A 21124-nucleotide genomic window follows, 5' to 3' on the forward strand; every position below is an offset into this window, starting at 1 on the left:
ATATGGACATTTTATTTGAAAAAGGTATACCTGGATTTGAAAATTATAATACTTTTCTATTTGAAGAAATTAAGGAAAATAAAAATTTTATTAGCATGATATCTAAGGATGACTTAAATGTAGGATTTGTTTGTGTATCTCCATTTGAGATAAAAAAAGATTATGAAATAGAATTAAATGAGGATACAATAAATGAATTAAATATAAAAGATTATAAAGATGTACTAGTATTAAGCCTAATAACATTAGGTAATAGTATAGATACAAGTACAGTTAATTTAAGAGCTCCTATTATTATTAACATAAATAATAACAGAGGAAAGCAATTAATACTAGAGGATACCAAATATAATATAAAAGAACCTTTAACAGGAAGTGAAAATAATGCTAGTAATTAGTAGAAAAAAAGATCAATCTATATTAATCGGAGATGATATAGAAGTTAAAATTATAAAAATTGAGGATGGAAGCGTAAAGATAGCCATAGAGGCGCCAAAAGATAAGGTTATACTAAGAAGAGAAGTTTACGAAAGTATAAAAGAAGAAAATTCTAAGGCTATAATTAATACTAAAGATATTACAAAGTTATTTAAGTAAGAGAGGGAAAATAATGTATACAACAAATCCATATAATACATATAAGCAAAATTCAGTAAATATGGCTTCTAAAGAACAACTATTGTTGATGTTGTTAGATGGAGCAGTTAAATATACAAAAATAGCAAGAATGGCAATATTAGAAAAAAATATTTCTAGAGCTCACAATGAATTGGTTAGAGTTCAAGATATATTTTTAGAACTTATGATAACTATGGATAAAAGTGCTGGGAAATATATGGAAGATTTATATAATATATATGATTTTATAAAGAGCGAACTTGCTAAAGCCAATATGAAAAAGGATATTAAGATAATAGATGAAGTACTTCCTGTGATAGAAGATGTTAGAGATATGTGGTATGAGGTAGACAAAAAAATAAAGACAGGTAAGTAGGTGAATTTTATATGACAAGAGTAAATACAATAAGAATACCAGGTCTTGCAACGGGAATGGACACCGACACAGTTGTAAAGCAAATGCTTGTTGGTGAACAAAATAAAATTGATAAAGTCAAGCAAAAAGAGCAAATAGTAAAGTGGCAGCAGGAAATTTATAGAGACGTAATGAAAGATTTGAAAAATATAAATGATAAATATTTTTCAGTAACATCTAAAGATTCAATAGTGAGTAGTAAAGCTTGGAATACATTATCAGTTCAAAGTTCTAATAGTAGTGTAATGTCAGCTACATCAAGAGCGGGAGCAGATAATATACATTATAATTTTGAAGTTAATAAAATAGCAGAACCAGCTAAAATTGTATCTTCAAAAGACAATTTAGACAAGTCAAGTAAATTAGCGGATTTAGGAGCTAAAATAGGAGAATCATTTAAAATTTCTGTTGGAAAAGATGACAAAGGGAATATTTTATACTCAAATCCTATAACAATAGAATCAAGTGATACTATAGAGATTTTAGTTGATAAAATTAACAGTAATGGAAATGGAAAAATAAAGGCATCATATAGCAAGATGACTGGAAGTTTTAGTATTGAATCTTTTGACACAGGATCAAACAGTAATATTGAAATCATTTCTGAAGATGGAAGCAAATCTAATTCTCTAGAATTTTTAGGACTAAAAACAAAAAAATACAAGACAAATGCAGATGGAAGTTTTGTATTAAATTCAAAGAATGAACCAGATTTTGATATGGTTGATTTTTCAGGTATAGCAAGTGGAAGTAATTCTTATATCAAAGTCTCAGGAGATGACGGATTTAGTAAAGTAATAAATGAGCAAAAAAATAATTTCTCAATAGATGGAATAGATTATAGTATTTATAATAAAGGAACTTCTGAGATAACCTCAAAAAAGGATACAACCAAAGCCCTAGATAACATGAAAGGTTTTGTACAAGATTATAATAAAATAATGGATAAAATGTATAGTCTTATAACTGAAAAATCTAAGAAAGATTATCAACCGCTTACAGAAGAACAGAAAAAGGATATGAGTGAAGAAGAAGTAAAGAAATGGGAAGCTAATGCTAAAAAAGGTATACTTCGAAATGATTCTGAGATGAGAAGATTTATAAATGATATGCAAAATGCTATATTTGGTGATAATATAAAAGTTTTAAGTGAAATGGGTGTAACTAGTCCACAAGACTATAATAAAAAAGGTCAGATATCATTAAATGAGGATAAATTTACTAAATCTTTAGAATATAATTCGGATAAAGTCTATAAATTATTTGCAAAAGATAAATCTAGTATAATGGGAAAAATGAATGATATTCTTAACAAGAATATAGGAGGATCATCATCTATATTTGCTAGAAAAGCTGGGCTAGAGAGAACATCTTCTGTTGTGAAGAATTTTTACTCAGAACAAATAAAACGACAAGAGGATATGATAAAAAATCTTCAAAGAAAAATGGATACTAAGGAAAATGCTTTATATAAAAAATTTGCAGACCTAGAAGCTAGTATGAATAAGCTAAATTCACAGATGAGTTATTTTATGCAGGCTTAAGGCTAGGTGTTAAAAATGAAGGAAAGTATCAAATTATATAAAAGTGTATCATTAGACATATTAAATAAATTAAAAAGTAGTAGTTTAATTAATATAGGTGATTTATTTGATAAAAGACAAGAAATATTAAGTAATGTACTTGACTTTGAAGCATTTAAAATCCAGATGATCGATGAAGGAATATTAGAAATTGATAGAGAGATACATATATTGCTTAGTGATAGTATAGAAAAAACGAAAGATGAGATAAAAAATCACAAACTATCAAATAGAGTAAATACCTCATATCTAAGTACGAAAAAAGAAAATTTAAATATTTTTAACAAAAAAGTATAAAGTTAATATAAATTATAACGATATATATATATGTAAGGTACTTGGCCAAGTACAAAATACACAATACAAAAGGCAAAAGACAAGGATGTCGTAAAGTCCTAAGGAGAGGAAAAAACAATGAGAATAAACACTAATATGAACGCTATGATAGCGACTAATCAAATGGCAAAAAATACTGCATTATCAGGAAAGTCTATGGAGAAATTATCAACAGGACTAAGAATAAATAAAGCAGGAGATGACGCTGCAGGTCTTGCTGTTTCAGAAAAAATGAGATCTCAAATAAGAGGGATGCAACAAGCAGATAGAAACGTACAAGATGGTATATCAATGGTACAAACAGCAGAAGGTGCATTAGAAGAAGCAGGAAATATAGCTCAAAGAATGAGAGAACTTGGAGTTCAAGCAGGAAATGACACATTATCTGCAACTGATAGAGACAAGGTAAAAGAAGAATTAACTCAATTACAACAAGAAATGAATCAAATAGGTAAAGAAACTAAGTTCAATGGTAAAAACTTATTAAGTGGAGCAGGAGCATTTACAATACAAGCTGGAGCTAATAATGAAACTAGAACTATAAATACTATAGATTTAGTAGGACAAGCTAAAACTTTAGCTAGTATGGACGTTTCTAGTAGTTCAAAAGCACAAGCTTACGTAAGTAAAGTAGATGCAGCATTAGAACAAATAAATACAGGAAGAGCTAAATTAGGAGCAACTCAAAATAGATTAGAGTATACTTCTGCTAACTTAACAACTTCTACAGAAAACTTAAGTGCAGCAGAATCAAGAATAAGAGACGTTGATGTTGCTAAAGAAATGGTTAACTTATCTAAGTTAAACATATTAAATCAAGCAGCACAAGCTATGGTTGGACAAGCTAATCAACAACCTCAAAGTGTAACTCAGTTATTAAGATAGTTTTAAAATAAGTAAATAAATTATAAATATATTTAAAAATATAAAGTATATCTATATTATGCCGATATATATAATATAGATATACTTTTATAAATAAAAGACAAGGATGTCGTAAAGTTCTAAGGAGAGAAAAAACAATGAGAATAAATACTAATATGAATGCTATGATAGCGACTAACCAAATGGCAAAAAATACTGCATTATCAGGAAAGTCTATGGAAAAATTATCAACAGGGCTAAGAATAAATAAAGCAGGAGATGACGCTGCAGGACTTGCTGTTTCAGAAAAAATGAGATCTCAAATAAGAGGAATGCAACAAGCAGATAGAAACGTACAAGATGGTATATCAATGGTACAAACAGCAGAAGGTGCATTAGAAGAAGCAGGAAATATAGCTCAAAGAATGAGAGAACTAGGAGTTCAAGCAGGAAATGATACATTAACTACAACTGATAGAGATAAGATAAAAGAAGAATTAACTCAATTACAACAAGAAATGAGCCAAATAGGTAAAGAAACTAAATTCAATGGTAAAAACTTATTAAGTGGAGCAGGTACATTTACAATACAATCAGGAGCTAATAATGAAACTAGAACTATAAATACAATAGATTTAGTTAAGACTGCAGGAAGTTTAACTATAGATGTATCTGATAATACAAAGGCTCAAGCTTTCGTAAGTACGGTAGATGCAGCATTAGAAAACATAAACACAGGAAGAGCTAAATTAGGAGCAACTCAAAATAGATTAGAGTATACTTCTGCTAACTTAACAACTTCTACAGAAAACTTAAGTGCAGCAGAATCAAGAATAAGAGATGTTGATGTTGCTAAAGAAATGGTTAATTTATCTAAGTTAAACATATTAAATCAAGCAGCACAAGCTATGGTTGGACAAGCTAACCAACAACCTCAAAGTGTAACTCAGTTATTAAGATAGCTTTATTAAGTTAAAAAATAAAGAGTAAAGCATGTGCTTTACTCTTTATTTTTAAATTTAATCACTTAAAAGGAGTATTAAATATATGCTACTAAGTATTGTAATGATGGTAAAAAATGAAGAGAGAAATTTAGATAAAACATTGAACGCACTACGTCCTTTAATGGAAGAAATAAATTCTGAATTAGTAATACTAGATACTGGATCAACTGACTCGACTGTTGATATTGCAAGAAAATATACTGATAAAGTATTTTTTGCAAAGTGGAATGATAACTTTTCAGATATGAGAAATATATCAATAAGTTATGCAAAGGGAGACTGGATACTTATATTAGATGCAGATGAAGAGTTAATTAATTATGAGAAATTAAAAGAATTCTTTGATAAAAGCTTATTCAATAAATATAATAGTGCAAGTATAAATCTAAAAAATATACTTTCGCTAGATAAAAAAAGTTATAGTATGACTCCTTTAATTAGAATGTTTAAAAACTCAAAAGATTTTAGATATGAAGGAGCAATACACGAACAACCAAAATTTAAACATCCTATATATAACAATGTAGCTTTATTTGATCACTATGGATATTTATTTGAAAATGAAGAAATCAAACAATTAAAAGATAATAGAAATAAAAATATTTTATTAAAAGAAATAAAGAAAGAACCGAATAACCCATATATTAACTATCAATTAGGAAAAACTTATTCTATATCTAAAAACTATGAAGATGCAATATATTATATGGAAAAAGGGTATGATTTGTATACAAAAATTAAATATATACCAATATTTGTAACATTAGATTTAGCTATGCTTTATTTAGAAATGAATGAGTTTGACAAATGTGAAAGTTTATGCACTAAGTATATAAAAAATGATAATAAAAATATAGATATATATTATTACCTAGCGACAAGTCAAAAATATTTAAGAAAATATAAGCGAAGCTTAGAAAATTATAAAAGGTATTTATATCTTATAGAAAATTATGATATATCTACACAAGCTAATGCTGTTGAGTGTAATGCAGATACATTGATATACCAAGATAAAGCTAAAGTTAACATTATTGATATTTATTACAAATTAGAGATGTATCAAGAGATAATAAATAATATAGATGATATAAATATTAATATTTTAGAACAAGCTTACTTAGTTATATTTATGAGTTTATATAAATTAAATCAAGAAGAAAAAATCATTGAAATATATAAAAATCTTTCATCTTGTATAGTACAGCAAAATAAATTTAAAGTTGCGTTAGAAAGTATACTAAAAAGAATAAAAGAAGAAGACTTGCCTAAAATGTATAAAATGCTTTCTAAAATAGATGGAAATTACGGTACTTTAAATAAAATAAGATTAGGTGAAAAATTAACGATTGAACAATATAATGAGATACTAACAAAAGAGCAAGAAATATATTATGCAGATATAATATATTATGCTATGAAAGGAAATCTACAATTAGAAGATATATTAAAAAATATAAGTAACTTAAAAATGCAAGGTTATATAGATTATTTAGTTTCAAATAAAAGAGATTTTATATTTGATTTATATGATTACTTAGACAATACTTTAAATACTTTAGACATAAAGAAACTTCAAATTTATAGTTGTGTATCTAAATCATTGTTAACATATGGTGGTTTAGTTGGTAAAAAGTATGAAAATTTATTTTTAATGTATATAACTTATACTTATGATTATTTGAAGCAATTATATAATACAGACTTAGAAGATGATGATTTACTAAATTTATTGAAAAATGAAGATGAAATATTCATTATAAGTATAAATAGAGCTCAAAAACTTAGTAAAACTGATAAATTAGAGTATGTAAAAAAAATGAAAGACTTATTAATAAAAAATCAAAAATACAAAAAGGGAATAGAAATATTAATAGAGAAATTTAAAAATGAATTTGATATAAATGAAGAGCTAAATAGTCTTAAAAAACAATATAAATCGATAATTCAAAATGACATAGAGGTAGGAAATATTATTGGAGCTAAAGAAAATATATATGAATATGAAAGTATATTTGAAGAAGAAGAGGCAGAGATACTAAATTTAAAAGCAATTATAAAAATGTTAGAAGGAAAGTTCGAAGAATCTGATAAAATGTTTAAAAATTCATATTTATTAGATAGATACAATTATAATGTGGTTTTTAATATAGGGAGCATAAAAGAAATATTAGGACAATATGAAGATGCCACTAAATATTTTGAATTAATAGTAAAAAACTGTGAAGACGAAAACATAGTTCTAGAATCAAAAGAAAAAATTATGATTATAAATTAAAATATACAAAAATTATGTCATAAGAGGAGGCTCAAATTTGAGTAAATATAAATTTGTATTTGACCTAGATTCAACATTAACAAAACAGGAAATACTTCCTGAAATGGCAAAGTATATTGGATGTCATGAAAGTATTAGCAAAATAACAGAAGATACTATGTTAGGTAAGTTGTCTTTTGAAGAAAGTTTTCTAAAACGAATTGAAATATTAAAAGAGATACCTATAAAAAAAGTACGTAATATAGTTAAAAATATAACATTAAATGAAGAATTAATTAAATTTATTTTAGAGAATATAGATAGATGTATTATAATAACTGGTAATCTAGATATCTGGATTTGTGAACTCATGGATATGTTAGGTTTAAATGATATATATTATTCATCAAAGGCTTTAACGGATGGTCAATATATTAAATCAGTTGTAAATGTTATAAAAAAGGAAGATATAATAAAAGAAATAGATGGACCAGTAGTAGCTATTGGAGATGGAAGTAATGACTCAAAAATGATAGAGTATGCTGATATAGGAATTGGATTTGGTGCTGTTAGACCAATAGCTCCGAGTGTATTAAATGTTTGTGACTATGCGTTTTATGAGGAGGAGAAATTATGTCAGTTTCTAAAACGATTATTATAAGTTGCGCAGGAATGGGAACTAGATTAGGTCTAAATACTAATAAATCATTAATTGATATTGATGGAAAACCATTAATAATAAGACAATTAGAATGTTTAGACAAGTTTGATGATATAAGAATTGTTGTAGGATATCAAGCCCAAGAAGTTATTGACGTAGTTTGCTCATATAGAAAAGATATTACTTTTGTGTTTAATCATGATTATACTAATACAAAAACTGCTGCTAGTTTATCACTAGGGAAAAAACATTCTAATGAGATGATTATATCATTAGATGGAGATGTATTATTTAAACCTGAAGACCTCGAAAGATTTATATTAGAAGATGATGAAGAAGCAATAGGTGTTTGTTCTCCATATACTAATGAACCAGTATATATAGATACTGAATTTATAGATGGAACTGAACATGCAGTTAGTTTTTCAAGACAACATGGAAAGTATGAATGGACTGGGTTGTTTAAAATATATGCACATAAACTTAATAGCGGAAATGACCATGTATATAAAATGATAACACCTAATTTACCTTTAAAAGTAGTTCATGTAAATTTAAAGGAAATAGATAATATGAATGAATATAAAAAAGCTTTAGATTGGTATAAAAATGGATACAAATAAAATCGGTTAAATATGAATTTATAATCAAACCTTAACTAGGAGAAATGGGATGACGAAAAAAAATACAAGGGTATATAAAGAAAACATAAATATAAATAAAAAAGTGTAAAACTATTTTGGGATAAAAGAGCAGAAAAGTACACAGAAGATAATCCTTATAAAGCTGTAAAATGTAACGATAATGATTCTGAATATGCAAAATTATTAGATGAGTATGAAAAAGAGGTTATAATACCTAAATTAAAAATAGATAAAAATTCTAAAGTTTTAGATATAGGTTGTGGAGTAGGAAGATTAGCAGAAATGATAGTATTAAATAGTAAATACTATTTAGGTACTGATTTTGCATAAGATTTACTTAATATAGCGAGAAAAAGAATAGGTTGTAATAATAGTTATGATTTTCAAATATGTGATTTTATAAATATATATGATAATGAGGTTGTAAAAAGTAATGCCCCGTTTAATAAAGTAATTTTAGCAGGTCTTATAATGTATATAAATGATGAAGAATTTAACATATGCTTTGAAAATTTACTTAAAGTCTTAGATAAAGAGGCTATGATATATATAGCATCACCAATTGCTACAAAAGAAAGATTAACCCTAGGTGATTTTTACTCTAATGAATTAAATAGTGAATATAATGTTATATATAGAACAATTGATGAATACATAGATGTTTTTAAAGTTCTTATAAATAATGGATTTAAGATTATAGAAAATGAAATGTTTCTAACTGATAAAAAACAATACAAAGAAACTGAGAGACACTATTTTATTTTAAATAGAGGTTAAACAATAAACTTATAACTAAAGTTACAATTTAAATCTTGGATTTATAGAAAGTAGTGTGATTAAAAATGAATGAAAAACAAAGAATAATAGAAATTTTAAAAACCTCAATAGAAGGGATTTCTTATATAATTAAAAATTTAAATACAGACTATGAGTTTATGTCTGAAATTTGTATACAAGCTATTAATACAGTTAAAAATAGCTTTGAAAATGCTAAAAAATGTGACGGTAGACTTTATAATCTATCAAATAGTATATTAGAAAAATTAAAAGATTTAAATAAAACAAAAGATACAGATACACTTTATGATTGCCAAGAAATTATTAATATGATAAATGATATGATAGATATTATAAATAAAAATATTAAGGAAAAATATAATATTGTTTTTATGCCATACAATGCATCTATGTGGAATAGCCTTGAAAGTATTTGGAAAGAAGCTAAAGAAGATGAAAATTGTAATTGTTATGTAGTACCAATTCCATATTATAAGTTAATTTATAATAGAAATGGGAATATGGACGCTATATTTACATATGAAGGTGATATGTTGCCTAAATATGTACCTATTACTGATTATAAAACATTTGATTTAGAAAAAATTAGTCCAGATGTTATATATATACACAATCAATATGATGAATATAATAATGCTACTAGAGTAGATAGCAACTATTTTTCTTATAATTTAAAAAAATATACAGATATGCTAGTATATGTTACTTATGGAATATTAGGTACTTATCCAATTTCATTTTATAAAGATTTTTACTCATTTATAGGAACAAGAGAATTTGATAAAGTTGTTGTACAATCTCATGCATTTGCAGACATTGCAGAATATAGTGGGGTAGCTAGAGAGAAATTATTGCCTCTTGGGTCACCTAAATTTGATGCTTTAGTTAGTAGTCTAAAATCAAATACTACAAATGAATATTATAAAAATAAATTTAAAGGTAAAAAGGTATTTTTATGGACTACAAACTTAATGAAAGTTATAAATGGAAGAGATAAAGTATTAGATGAAGTTGAAGAAGTCTTTAATAAAATTAGAAATGATTTAAACTATGGATTAATATATAGACCTCACCCACTGGAGCTGTCATATGTTAAATCAAGAGCCCCAGAATGCTATAAAAGATATAAAGAGTTATTAAGCTCAGCAAAAAATACAGAAAATATAATTATTGATAATTCACCTAGTTATTACGAAGCTTTTCAAATATCTGATGCACTAATAACAGATAGGTCTTCTGTATTAATTGAATATATGGCTACAGGAAAACCTGTTTTAATATATGACATAGAATTAAACAGAGAATACTATCATGAAAAAGTATTTGATATATTTTCTAATTATATAGTTGGTGAAGATGAAATGACTGTAGATAAATTTATAGATTTAGTAGTCAATAAAAAAGATTACAAAAAAGATAATAGAATTAATGCACTAAATACTGTTCTTTCAAATATTGATGGTAGTTGTGGAGAACAAGTTCACAAACATATAAAGCAGTGTATTGAAAATAATTATTTTTAAAATTTCACAATGATATTAAATACAAAAAGTCATGAATAACTTATTATATTAAGTAACTATTTTTACAAGACTTTTTGTATTTTATTATTAAAAATATTAAGTATTAATTAATACAGGTATATAATTTTAACTATAAGAGTATTTATAATAATTAATAGTTTTATACATATCCCGATAAGTTCATAAAATAAATCTAAATTAAAAGTAGTTAAATTACTACTAAAGTCTTTAATCATTTTTCAAAATCATGAATTTTTATAATATTATATGAACACAATATTAAATTTTCTTTAAAGAAAGAATAAATTTTAATATTGCAAATGTTATAAAATTTATCTAAGTAAAAACTAACTTTACTATACATTTTATTAGTATAATAAGCTTTGATTTATTAATAAGGTAGATAAGTATCATAAGAAATTTTATTAATATAATTGAGTGTTAAATCAATATTTATATCAAAAATATCTTTAGGAACTAATATAGATATAAATGTATTTAATTTTCTGGTTTTAATATTTTGAATTTATAAATAAAATTACAGTCATAATTGAAAAAAATAGGAATATTATCTAAATTTATAATATTTAGGAATTAATCTGAATAAGGATGTTTAAGTTAAAAATTTTTAGTGATGTAGAATTTATTGTCTAATACATAATTTGTATTATTTTAATAAAAAATATAAAGTTCTAATTATATCAGCCGTATAATATAAAATACAATATAAAATATAATATAAAATAAAATTACACTTTGTGATTTAACAAATAAGTTTAAATGTATTTTTAATATTAGTTTGAAAAAAAATAGTAAGAAAATACAAATAAAAACTTGATTAAATGGTAATTATACTATAATATTTAGTGTATGGAAAAAATGTCGAAAAGTGTAAAAAAAGAACGAAAAACAACGAAAAACAAAATAGGCAAGCTAGAGAAATCTAGTGACGCAAAACTATAGGAGCTAAAGTAGAAACTATGCTAGCCAGTTGCAAAAAACTGTGTGTTTTTGTTTTCGATATATAAGGTTTATAATTTTGGAGAATTATGAATAATATATAAATTATTTTGATTGTTTGTGTCCAAATTATGCATCTCTATTTATCGACGCTGATATTATATAACTCTCTTTAGAGTTATTTTTTTTTGAAGAAATAATATTTTAATAAATCTAATAATTCAATTATATTATCAAAGTTCATTATGTATCTTACATTTTTTATTATAGGAAAAATTATGTAATAGTATAAATTATATAGAAAAAAATAAGTAAAAGTTTATAATTAAAATGATAAGAAAATTAAATATAAGAAAACGAATAATAAATATATTGATTTAATTTTATATCTAAAATAATCAAATTCTAGCAATGATAGTATGCTATGTAGTATACAAAATTACTCTTTATAGAGTGGTTTTTTGATTTATAAAATTAATGGAGGAGAGTAATATGGAAATCTATAATTTAATGAAAATGGGATTAGATGCTACACATTTAAGGAGTAATGCCATTGCAGAAAATATTGCTAACATAAATACTCCAGGGTATAAAAGAAAGTATGTTAGTTTCGAAGATACTTTAAAGAATAAACTAGAAATTCCTAGTATAAAGTTAAAGGTTGATAAGGAATCTGTGGTCAGAGAAGATGGTAATAACGTTGATATTGAACATGAGAAGGTTAATCAAGCAGCTACGACATTAGAATATAATGCGTTAGTAAGTCTTACAAATATAAAAATCGCTATGACAAAAAGTATAATATCTGGGAGGTAAATAAATGAGTGTTTTTAGTGGTATGAGAATTAGTGCAAGTGGTCTGACAGCAGAACGTATGAGAATGGATATAATATCTTCGAATGTTGCTAATATGCAGACTACAAGAACTAAAAATGGAGGAGCATATAGGAGAAAAGTAGCTAGCTTTGAAGAAAATTATGATGAAAAATTAGGGATGTTAGGTGTTAAAACAAAAAAGATTGAAGAAGATAAATCTCCTCTCAGAAAAATATATGAACCAAATCATCCTGATGCAGACAAAGATGGATATGTAGAATATCCAAATGTAGATTTATTAGCTGAAATGTCAGATCTTATAAGTGCATCGAGAGCTTACGAATCTAATGTAGATACTTTAAATGCTCAAAAAAATATGATATCTAAAGCTTTAGAGATAGGTAGATAGAAAGTAGGTGGTTAAATGACAGGAATAAGCAATATAAATATTAATTCTGATATATTCTCTAATGCTATTAATAATAAGACTACATATAAAGTTAAAGGAAATGAAAAGCCAGACAAGCAATTTGAAGATGTTATAAAGAATGCTATAGGTAAGGTAAATGATAGTATTATAAATTCAAATGAAAAGATAGAAGCGCTTATAAAAGGTGAAGATGTTTCTATGCATGATGTTATGCTATCAGCACAAGAATCTCAAATGTCAGTGCAACTTATGATTGAGATTAGAAATAAGTTATATGATGCTTACCAAGAAATTAATAGAGTGCAATTGTAATTCCTTAATAAGGAGCAGATAGATGAATTTTAAAGAGATAATAGAAAAAATAAAAGATTTTATAAAAACAAGAAAAGAAAAATTTAAGGAAATGAGAAAAGAAAAGAAAATAGCCATTATAGTTGGAGTGATTGCAATTATATTAGCTATAATATTTGGAATTAAGTATAAAAATGATAATAAATATGATGTTCTTTTCTCGGGTTTAGATTCAAATGATGCATCTGTTATAACTAAAGAACTAGAAAAAGAAAAAATTGAAACGAAAATAGAGGGCGATAGTATATATGTACCTAAAGATCAGGTAGATAAGTTAAGACTTGAACTATCTGGAAAAGTTTCAAATGGTTCTAAAGGATTTGAACTTATGGATGAAGGATCATCGTTAGGTCTTACAGATGAAGAATTTGAGGTAAAAAAACAAAGAATGATTCAAGGTGAACTAGAAAAAACTATAAAAACTTTTCCGCAAGTACAAGATGCAAGAGTTCATATAACAGAAGGTGAAGAATCTGTATTTGCTAAAGAGAGCATACCTGGAAAAGCAGCCGTTTATGTAGATTTAAATGTAGGAGAACAATTAAGTCAAGAACAAGTTAAATCTATAATATCTTTAGTATCCGCAAGTACACCAAATATACCGAAACAAAATGTTGAGGTAATCAACCAAAATATGGTCTTATTATCAGAAGGAATATTTGATGAAAATGGAAAATCAAATTCTAGCGATAATTCTAATGGGATTGATATTGCAACTAAGGCAGAAAGAGATCTAGATAAAGGATTAGAAAGAGATATAGTTAGATTACTTGAACCTATATTTGGAGAGGGAAAAGTAAGAGCAACTGTTAATGCTGATTTGAATTTTGACACTAATGAAAAAACTCAAACGATAATAGATCCTAACAAGGTTATAGTAAGTGAGTCAAAAAGTGAAAATAAATCTACAGAGCCAGTAAATACAGGTGGTACTGTTGATAACAATATGAATAATAAAGGCAATGTAAATGATGGAACTACTGAAAGTAAAAGTGAAGATATAAAGTATGAAGTAGGAAAGACAGAAATTAAAACTGTTAAGGCTCAAGGTGAATTAAATAGAATAACTGCTTCGGTTGCTATAGATGGCAAATTAGATGCGGGAGATATTAAAGACGTTAAAGATATGGTATCTAATACCATTGGTGTAGAAAAAAATAGAGGCGATGATGTAGTAGTTGTTGCTATGGACTTTGAAGCAAATGCTAAAAAGAATCTAAAAAATGCATTAGGTGATGAAGATGAAGTGGCTAAGTTATTAAAAACAACAGGATATATAGTAGCCGGATTATTACTAGTTATAGTAATAGCACTTATAGCTATATTTGTTATTAAGAAAAAGAATAAATCTAAAGAAATTGATGAAATAGATGAATCTAATGAAATAGATATGATAAATCAAAAGCTAGAAGAAATGGAAAAACATAGGCTACACAATTTAGAAGATGATGAAGATAATATGACTTTAGAGGAAGAAGTTAAGATATACGCTTCAGAAAATATAGAAGAAGTTACAGAATTAATAAATAATTGGTTAAATGAGTAAAGGGTGGTAGTTTGTTTTGGAAAATGAAGTTACTAAATCAGTAGAGAGTACTAAATCAGGAAATGCATTTGATTTAGGTGATATACCTAAAGTGAGAAGAGTTACTGGTGCTAGAAAGGCAGCAGTACTCTTAATGACATTAGGGACTGACGTTTCAGCGGATATAGTTAAAAATCTATCTGATAAGAAAATACAAAGAATCGGTGTAGAAATAGCTAATATACACACTGTCAACGCAAGAGAAAGAAGAGAAATTCTCCAAGAATTTATAGAACTAAATAAAGGAAAAGAATTTGTGTTAAAAGGTGGTATAGACTATGCAAAATCACTGCTTAATGGAGCTTTAGGAAACCAAAGAGCTAATAAATTAATAGAAGGAATTAGATATGATGCTTATACAAAACTGTTTATGGCAGCGAGAAAAGCTGAACCAGAGCAGATATTAGCATGTATACAAGGTGAAAGTACACAAACTATAGCTATAATCTTATCTCACATACAATCAGACAAAGCAGCTTTGATATTAAGTGAGTTACCACCTAAGATTAAAAATGAAGTTTCACTAAAAATAGGATCAACATCATCAGTATCACCAAGTGTAATAAAGGCCATTGATGAAGCTGTAGAAATGAAACTATCAAAACTTGGACAAAGAGAAATGGAAAGTTCTGGTGGTATTGATAGCTTGGTTGAAATACTTGGTAATGTAGATAGAAAAACAGAAAAAAGTATTATAAGTTACATAGAAGAAAGAAACAATGAATTAGCTGAGGATATAAAGGCCAATATGTTTATATTTGACGACATTGTAAGGCTTGAAAATTCTACTATTCAGAGAATTCTTAAAGAGGTTAATGTTAAAGATATTGCATTTGCTCTTAAGGGAGCATCTAAGGAAGTATCAAATGTCATATTTAGAAATCAATCTCAAAGGGCATCACAAGCTCTTAAAGAGGAAATTGATTTATTAGGAAAGATAAAAATATCTCAAGTAGAGGAAGCACAACAAAATATAGTTAATGTTATAAGACGACTTGAAGATATGGGTGAAATAACTTTAACAAGAGGATCAGATGATGAGTTTATCATGTAGTAACATAATAAAAGCTAAAAATGTTAATTTAAAAGGCGTAAAAACAATAAATAACCTCTCTCAAATTGAAAGTGAAGAAGAAAGAAAGCTTAGAGAAGACTTAGAAAAAAAATTAAGCGAAAAAAAAGAAGAAATAAATATTAAGTTACAAGAAGCTCAAAAAGAATATGATGACATTATAGATCAAGCTAAAGCTGAGGCAAGTCAGATAATTGAAGAAAGTAAGTTAGAAAGAGAAAAAATAGAAAAAAAAGCTTATGAAGAAGGATACAATCAAGGGCTTAAAAACGGATATGAAGATGGATACAAAGAATCATATGAAGAAAATATAGAAAAGGCAAAAAAAGAGTCTGAAGAAATTGTAAATAATGCCAGTAAATTATTGATACAAGCCAAAGATAAAGTAGCTGAGTATATGAATTTAAATAAAGAAGAAATACTAAAAATTAGTATAAGTATAGCTCAACAAGTTCTAAGGGATGAATTCAAATCAGAATCATCTATGAATACTTTATTAACTAAGGTAATTGAAGAGTATGAACTCAAGGAAAATATAGTAATAAAAGTAAATCCTTTATATAAAGATAGCTTAAAGAATGAAATATTAAGTTTAAAAGAATGTAATAAACTTAAAGGCGACGTATTCGTTTTAGAAGATGAATCTATAGATATTGGAAATGCTATTATAGAGAACGTAAAAGGAAGAATAATAGTAGGTGTAGATGCTGTAATAGATAAGGTTAAAGAGGAGCTATTATGATAGACATAGATTTTGAAAGAATACTTAGTAGGATAAAGGATATGCCTACTGTTATATCTGAAGGAAAAGTAAAAAAAGTTATAGGTCTTACAATAGAAGTCGAAGGTATAAAAGGATTTGTAGGTGAGTTATGCTCTGTATACAATAATTTAAATACCCCTATAAATTGTGAAGTTGTAGGTTTTAGAGATGGAGATGTAATACTTATGCCTCTTGGTGAGTTAACAGGGATTGGACCTGGTTGCAAAGTAATTGCACAAGGAGTACCACTTAGTGTTAAATGTAGTGATGAACTTTTAGGAAAAGTACTTGATGGCATAGGTAATCCAATAGATGAAAATATGATTTTACAAGGTGAGAGATATAGTTTATTTAATGAACCACCAGATCCAATGAGAAGACCTCGAATAACAAATATAATGCCAACAGGAATAAGAGCAATAGATGGATTTTTAACTTGTGGAGAAGGACAGAGGATAGGAATATTTGCAGGTAGTGGAGTTGGTAAAAGTACAACTTTAGGAATGATGGCAAGAACGGCAGAAGCAGATGTAAATGTTATAGCCCTTATTGGAGAAAGAGGAAGGGAAGTTTTAGACTTCATTGAGAGAGATTTAGGTGAAGAAGGCATGAAGAAGTCGGTAGTTGTTTGTGCTACATCAGATAAATCACCTTTAGTAAGATTAAAGGGAGCACTAACAGCTACATCTATTGCCGAGTACTTTAGAGATAAAGGTAAAAAAGTAATATTAATGATGGATTCTGTAACAAGATTTGCTATGGCTCAAAGAGAAGTTGGATTAGCTATAGGAGAACCGCCAGCACAAAAAGGATATACTCCTTCCGTATTTGCTATGTTACCAAAGCTTATGGAAAGGACAGGAATGTCTGAAAAAGGATCTATAACAGCTTTTTATACTGTTTTAGTTGATGGAGACGATTTTAATGAACCAATAGCAGATACTGTAAGAGGAATACTAGATGGACACATTGTTTTATCTAGGCAATTAGCACATAAAAATCATTATCCAGCTATAGATATATTAAACAGTGTAAGTAGACTTATGAAAGAAATTGCAGATGATAATCATAATAAAGCTGCATCATTTGCTAGAGATATACTTGCTACTTATAAAGAAGCTGAAGATTTAATAAATATTGGAGCTTATGAAGAAGGTTCAAATAAAGATATAGATATGTCTATTAAATATATAGACAGAGTAAATGATTATTTAAAACAAGGTGTTAATGATAGTACACCATTTAATGAAAGCAAAGAGTTATTAATTAATATGTTCAACTAAAGGAGACTGATGTAAGTGAGTAAGTTTAAATTCAAACTTCAAAAACTGCTAGATATAAAAGTAAAAGATGAGGAAGAAAGTAAATTAAGATATACACAAGCTCAAAATCAAAAAAGAATAATAGAGAATAATTTAAGGAATTTAGAAAATTCTTATAAAAAATACTCAGATATAGGAATGTCTAAAGATATAATTAGTCAAAAAATTACTATTAATTATTTAGCAGCACTTACTCAATCTATAAAATTAACTAGTGAAGATTTGAGAAAAGAAGAAATTAATGTTTCTAAAGCAAAAAAAGATTTTATAGAAAAACAAATAGATAGGAAATCTTTAGAAACCCTTAAAGAAAACGAACTTAATAGATTAAAAAAAGAAGAAGATAGATTAGAACAATTAAAAAATGACGAATTTGCATTATATGCATATATAAGAAATAGAACAAATATATCATAAAGGTGAATTAATATGAATTTAAATATGTCTATAAAAGCAATGACTAATGCAAAAGAAAATACTTTAAAAAAAACAGAAGGAAGTAAAGATATAGTCAATTGTTTTTTTGGCGAAATAGAATCAAAGCTTGAAGATATGAGTTTAAATTTCAATACAGATGAATCTAATAAAAAAGACATTGATTTTAATCTCCTTCAAAATATAATATTTAACCTTAAATACATATATGATTTCGTAAATGATGAGTTAAAAGAAGGTAAAGATGTAGAAGGGTTAAATGAAAGTATCAATAATATACAAGTTATTTTTGATTCTATGAATATAGATAAAAATAATTTAGAAATAAATATAAATAATAAAGAAGGATTAGAAACTTTAGAAAATACTTTAGGTGAAATTGAATTTAAGTCTAATTTATTAAGTAACAATGATAAAGATAAATTAAATGATTTATTAGAGAAAATAAATAATGATACAGAAAATATAATAAAAAAATTTGATATAAACGAAAACAAAAGTAGTAATAATATCAAATTAAAACCAACTTCAAATAGCAATGAATTATTAAATAATGATTTTGAAGATACTAAAAATTATAAAAAAAATGACTTAATAAAGGAAACTAAGTATAGAGAATTAGAAATTAATTCATTAATAAATAAAAAAAACTTAAATCAAAGTAGTAGTTTAGATAACAATGATCTACAAATAAGTAAGTTAGAAGACATCCTTAATAAAGGAAGCATAGGAAATCTAAATACAAATAATATTTTAAAAAATGAAAATACATATAATTTAAATGATAGCTCAGTTAAAGAGATTAGAAAAACATTTATAAATGAAGATATTATAAAAACAGTAAACTACTTAAAAAGAAGTGGTAATGAAGAAATAAAAATTAAAGTTAATCCAATAGAATTAGGAGAGATGACTATAAAACTTGTAAAGCATGGAGAAGAAAATAGTTTATCTATAACTGTTAGTAAAAATAATATATTTGACTTGGTAAATAAAAATATAAATGATATAACTAAACATTTGAATGATATGAACATAAAAGTAAAAGATGTATCAATAAATATAAATTCAGAAAACCAAAATGTATTTTCAGACAATCTAAACCAAAATTTTAATAATAAAAATAGCCAGCAAGAAAGACAGAAAAATAACCAAAGACGTATAAGTGATATTATGTTAGAAGATATAAATGAAATCTCTAATATAGAAGAAGATAATCTAAATATATTAGTATAGGAGAATATAAAATGAGTGGATTAGTAAGTATGAATAAACCAGATATAATAGGAAGTCAAAAAGTACCTAAAAATCAAAAAAGTCAAAAAACAGAAAATAACACTCCTATAATAATGCCGGGGGAAGAAAATAACAAAGAATTATTTTTAAAAATGCTAGTTGCTCAAATGCAAAATCAAGATCCTTTTAATCCTCAAGATCCCACTCAATATGTAACACAATTATCTCAATTTACTATGCTAGAACAGACAATGACTCTTAATCATAATATGGAACAGATGATGGGAATGACTAGTGGGTTATTAACTAATTCAGCATTAAATTCTGCGACATCTTTAATAGGTAAGGAAGTCGAAATGAATGCCACAAAATTAGATGAAAATTCAAATAACGCAAAGTCAGAAAACAAAACTATAAAAGGTATGGTAGAAGGTGTTCATATAAAAGATGGGACTGTATATATGGACGTAAAAGATAAAGATACAGGCGAAGTTGCATCTATTGAATATGCAGCTTTAATGAAAATAAATGAAAAAAATTAGAAGTTAAGGGAGATTAGTTTTATGTTAAGATCAATGTACTCAGGGATAAGCGGTATGAAAGCAAATCAAACTAAGATGGATGTTGTTGGTAATAATGTTGCGAATGTTGGAACAAGTGCATTTAAAAAAGAATCTGCAAGATTTTCTGATGCTTTAAACCAAACATTTTTATATGCAAGTGCTCCAGGTGGAGTAATTGGTGGAGTAAACCCTGGACAAGTTGGTATAGGTACTAAAGTTAGTGGTATCTTTAAAAATATGATACAGGGACCAATACAACCAACAGGAAGACCAACAGATTTAGCTATGGATGGAGATGGTTTTTTTACAGTTCAAACAGGAGTTAATCAATATGCATATACAAGAGATGGATCATTTAGTCTAGATTTAAATGGTAATTTAGTAACAGCTGATGGTTATAAAGTATTAGGAGAGGATGGAAATCCTATAGAAATACCAAAGGCAGTAGATGCAAATGGAAATCCAGCACCAGATGGAGCTAAGAATGTTAAAAAGGTATTATCTTTTAATATAGATAAGGAAGGTAAAATATCTTATTTATTAGAGGATGGTACAAAAATGCCATTAGTTGATAAAAATGGAAATATAGTTAAAGGAACGCAGCAAAAGCTTAAAATAGCAGTTTTTCAAAATCCAGAAGGATTAAAGTTATTAGGTGGAAATCTTTATTCAGAATCTGCAAACTCAGGACAACCGTTAAAGACAGCTGTTCATGGTCAAATTAACCAAGGAGCCATAGAAATGTCTAACGTAGATTTATCAGAAGAATTTACAGAAATGATAGTTACAACAAGAGCATTCCAAGCTTCTAGTAAAGTTATAACAACTAGTGATGAATTATTACAAGAGATAATAAACCTTAAGAGATAAAAGAGGAGAAAGATAAAG

At 26.5% G+C, this 21124-nt stretch carries 23 protein-coding genes and 1 riboswitch; all 23 genes read left to right on the top strand.

Features of this window, described 5'->3' with window-relative positions; all coding sequences use genetic code 11:
- The first annotated feature begins 2 nt into the window (after positions 1-2).
- A complete protein-coding gene (gene fliW, locus ABCP60_RS01180) occupies positions 3-398 on the top strand; it encodes a flagellar assembly protein FliW (protein WP_195580889.1) in 396 nt (131 codons plus the stop codon).
- Positions 385-597, top strand: coding sequence for a carbon storage regulator CsrA (gene csrA, locus ABCP60_RS01185; protein WP_092926915.1), 213 nt, complete (start codon positions 385-387; stop codon positions 595-597). Before fliW ends, csrA begins: the two co-directional genes overlap by 14 nt.
- 13 nt (positions 598-610) lie before the next feature.
- Positions 611-994, top strand: coding sequence for a flagellar export chaperone FliS (fliS, locus tag ABCP60_RS01190; RefSeq protein ID WP_195236873.1), 384 nt, complete (start codon positions 611-613; stop codon positions 992-994).
- Positions 995-1005: 11 nt separating this feature from the next.
- Positions 1006-2577 carry a flagellar filament capping protein FliD gene (gene fliD / locus ABCP60_RS01195; protein ID WP_343101048.1) on the top strand — a complete coding sequence of 524 codons (1572 nt, stop codon included), beginning with the start codon at positions 1006-1008 and terminating at the stop codon, positions 2575-2577.
- 15 nt (positions 2578-2592) lie between these two features.
- Positions 2593-2913, top strand: coding sequence for a hypothetical protein (locus tag ABCP60_RS01200; protein ID WP_195580891.1), 321 nt, complete (start codon positions 2593-2595; stop codon positions 2911-2913).
- Between the two features lie 117 nt (positions 2914-3030).
- Positions 3031-3837, top strand: a complete 807-nt coding sequence (locus ABCP60_RS01205) for a flagellin (protein WP_166504988.1) — start codon at positions 3031-3033, stop codon at positions 3835-3837.
- 137 nt (positions 3838-3974) lie between these two features.
- The gene (locus ABCP60_RS01210) at positions 3975-4778 is read left to right on the top strand and encodes a flagellin (protein ID WP_166504989.1); all 804 of its coding nucleotides are present in this window, start codon (positions 3975-3977) and stop codon (positions 4776-4778) included.
- Positions 4779-4863: 85 nt separating this feature from the next.
- Complete coding sequence (locus tag ABCP60_RS01215) at positions 4864-7098, top strand: glycosyltransferase (RefSeq protein ID WP_343101049.1); 2235 nt, start codon at positions 4864-4866, stop codon at positions 7096-7098.
- 37 nt (positions 7099-7135) lie between these two features.
- Positions 7136-7738 (top strand): HAD-IB family phosphatase, encoded by a 603-nt coding sequence (locus ABCP60_RS01220; RefSeq protein WP_166504991.1) that lies wholly within the window; start codon positions 7136-7138, stop codon positions 7736-7738.
- Positions 7711-8361: an NTP transferase domain-containing protein gene (locus ABCP60_RS01225; RefSeq protein ID WP_166504992.1), complete on the top strand. Its 651-nt coding sequence runs from the start codon at positions 7711-7713 to the stop codon at positions 8359-8361. Before ABCP60_RS01220 ends, ABCP60_RS01225 begins: the two co-directional genes overlap by 28 nt.
- Before the next feature lie 492 nt (positions 8362-8853).
- Complete coding sequence (locus tag ABCP60_RS01230) at positions 8854-9159, top strand: hypothetical protein (protein ID WP_343101050.1); 306 nt, start codon at positions 8854-8856, stop codon at positions 9157-9159.
- A 65-nt stretch (positions 9160-9224) separates the two neighbouring features.
- Positions 9225-10703, top strand: coding sequence for a CDP-glycerol glycerophosphotransferase family protein (locus tag ABCP60_RS01235; protein WP_195580893.1), 1479 nt, complete (start codon positions 9225-9227; stop codon positions 10701-10703).
- Positions 10704-11620: 917 nt separating this feature from the next.
- Positions 11621-11702: riboswitch (cyclic di-GMP riboswitch) on the top strand.
- Positions 11703-12155: 453 nt separating this feature from the next.
- Positions 12156-12479 (top strand): flagellar basal body protein, encoded by a 324-nt coding sequence (locus ABCP60_RS01240; protein WP_166504994.1) that lies wholly within the window; start codon positions 12156-12158, stop codon positions 12477-12479.
- Between the two features lie 4 nt (positions 12480-12483).
- A complete protein-coding gene (gene flgC / locus ABCP60_RS01245) occupies positions 12484-12888 on the top strand; it encodes a flagellar basal body rod protein FlgC (RefSeq protein WP_166504995.1) in 405 nt (134 codons plus the stop codon).
- Between the two features lie 15 nt (positions 12889-12903).
- Complete coding sequence (fliE, locus tag ABCP60_RS01250) at positions 12904-13221, top strand: flagellar hook-basal body complex protein FliE (RefSeq protein ID WP_166504996.1); 318 nt, start codon at positions 12904-12906, stop codon at positions 13219-13221.
- A gap of 22 nt (positions 13222-13243) precedes the next feature.
- Positions 13244-14806: a flagellar basal-body MS-ring/collar protein FliF gene (gene fliF / locus ABCP60_RS01255; protein WP_166504997.1), complete on the top strand. Its 1563-nt coding sequence runs from the start codon at positions 13244-13246 to the stop codon at positions 14804-14806.
- Between the two features lie 16 nt (positions 14807-14822).
- On the top strand, positions 14823-15899 hold the full coding sequence (gene fliG / locus ABCP60_RS01260; protein WP_195580894.1) for a flagellar motor switch protein FliG: 1077 nt from the start codon (positions 14823-14825) through the stop codon (positions 15897-15899).
- A complete protein-coding gene (locus tag ABCP60_RS01265; protein WP_195580895.1) occupies positions 15883-16659 on the top strand; it encodes a FliH/SctL family protein in 777 nt (258 codons plus the stop codon). The genes fliG and ABCP60_RS01265 overlap by 17 nt, the downstream gene beginning before the upstream one ends.
- Positions 16656-17963 (top strand): flagellar protein export ATPase FliI, encoded by a 1308-nt coding sequence (fliI, locus tag ABCP60_RS01270; RefSeq protein WP_240276106.1) that lies wholly within the window; start codon positions 16656-16658, stop codon positions 17961-17963. Before ABCP60_RS01265 ends, fliI begins: the two co-directional genes overlap by 4 nt.
- 15 nt (positions 17964-17978) lie before the next feature.
- The gene (gene fliJ, locus ABCP60_RS01275; protein ID WP_166504998.1) at positions 17979-18419 is read left to right on the top strand and encodes a flagellar export protein FliJ; all 441 of its coding nucleotides are present in this window, start codon (positions 17979-17981) and stop codon (positions 18417-18419) included.
- Between the two features lie 12 nt (positions 18420-18431).
- On the top strand, positions 18432-19673 hold the full coding sequence (locus ABCP60_RS01280; protein WP_343101051.1) for a flagellar hook-length control protein FliK: 1242 nt from the start codon (positions 18432-18434) through the stop codon (positions 19671-19673).
- 11 nt (positions 19674-19684) lie between these two features.
- Positions 19685-20215 carry a flagellar hook capping FlgD N-terminal domain-containing protein gene (locus ABCP60_RS01285; protein WP_343101052.1) on the top strand — a complete coding sequence of 177 codons (531 nt, stop codon included), beginning with the start codon at positions 19685-19687 and terminating at the stop codon, positions 20213-20215.
- A 21-nt stretch (positions 20216-20236) separates the two neighbouring features.
- Positions 20237-21106, top strand: coding sequence for a flagellar hook-basal body complex protein (locus ABCP60_RS01290; RefSeq protein ID WP_166505001.1), 870 nt, complete (start codon positions 20237-20239; stop codon positions 21104-21106).
- Positions 21107-21124 lie beyond the last annotated feature (18 nt).

The sequence above is a fragment of the Romboutsia sp. MSSM.1001216sp_RTP31141st1_G3_RTP31141_220114 genome (assembly GCF_039031195.1).
Taxonomy (GTDB): domain Bacteria; phylum Bacillota; class Clostridia; order Peptostreptococcales; family Peptostreptococcaceae; genus Romboutsia_C; species Romboutsia_C hominis.

Coding starts and splice junctions, on each gene's coding strand:
- fliS (WP_195236873.1), top strand. CDS start 611: ATGTATACAACAAATCCATATAATACATATAAGCAAAATTCAGTAAAT.
- fliF (WP_166504997.1), top strand. CDS start 13,244: ATGAATTTTAAAGAGATAATAGAAAAAATAAAAGATTTTATAAAAACA.
- ABCP60_RS01215 (WP_343101049.1), top strand. CDS start 4,864: ATGCTACTAAGTATTGTAATGATGGTAAAAAATGAAGAGAGAAATTTA.
- ABCP60_RS01210 (WP_166504989.1), top strand. CDS start 3,975: ATGAGAATAAATACTAATATGAATGCTATGATAGCGACTAACCAAATG.
- csrA (WP_092926915.1), top strand. CDS start 385: ATGCTAGTAATTAGTAGAAAAAAAGATCAATCTATATTAATCGGAGAT.
- ABCP60_RS01225 (WP_166504992.1), top strand. CDS start 7,711: ATGTCAGTTTCTAAAACGATTATTATAAGTTGCGCAGGAATGGGAACT.
- ABCP60_RS01235 (WP_195580893.1), top strand. CDS start 9,225: ATGAATGAAAAACAAAGAATAATAGAAATTTTAAAAACCTCAATAGAA.
- fliW (WP_195580889.1), top strand. CDS start 3: ATGGACATTTTATTTGAAAAAGGTATACCTGGATTTGAAAATTATAAT.
- ABCP60_RS01280 (WP_343101051.1), top strand. CDS start 18,432: ATGAATTTAAATATGTCTATAAAAGCAATGACTAATGCAAAAGAAAAT.
- fliI (WP_240276106.1), top strand. CDS start 16,656: ATGATAGACATAGATTTTGAAAGAATACTTAGTAGGATAAAGGATATG.
- fliE (WP_166504996.1), top strand. CDS start 12,904: ATGACAGGAATAAGCAATATAAATATTAATTCTGATATATTCTCTAAT.
- ABCP60_RS01285 (WP_343101052.1), top strand. CDS start 19,685: ATGAGTGGATTAGTAAGTATGAATAAACCAGATATAATAGGAAGTCAA.
- ABCP60_RS01230 (WP_343101050.1), top strand. CDS start 8,854: ATGTATATAAATGATGAAGAATTTAACATATGCTTTGAAAATTTACTT.
- ABCP60_RS01200 (WP_195580891.1), top strand. CDS start 2,593: ATGAAGGAAAGTATCAAATTATATAAAAGTGTATCATTAGACATATTA.
- ABCP60_RS01205 (WP_166504988.1), top strand. CDS start 3,031: ATGAGAATAAACACTAATATGAACGCTATGATAGCGACTAATCAAATG.
- fliD (WP_343101048.1), top strand. CDS start 1,006: ATGACAAGAGTAAATACAATAAGAATACCAGGTCTTGCAACGGGAATG.
- ABCP60_RS01265 (WP_195580895.1), top strand. CDS start 15,883: ATGAGTTTATCATGTAGTAACATAATAAAAGCTAAAAATGTTAATTTA.
- ABCP60_RS01240 (WP_166504994.1), top strand. CDS start 12,156: ATGGAAATCTATAATTTAATGAAAATGGGATTAGATGCTACACATTTA.
- flgC (WP_166504995.1), top strand. CDS start 12,484: ATGAGTGTTTTTAGTGGTATGAGAATTAGTGCAAGTGGTCTGACAGCA.
- ABCP60_RS01290 (WP_166505001.1), top strand. CDS start 20,237: ATGTTAAGATCAATGTACTCAGGGATAAGCGGTATGAAAGCAAATCAA.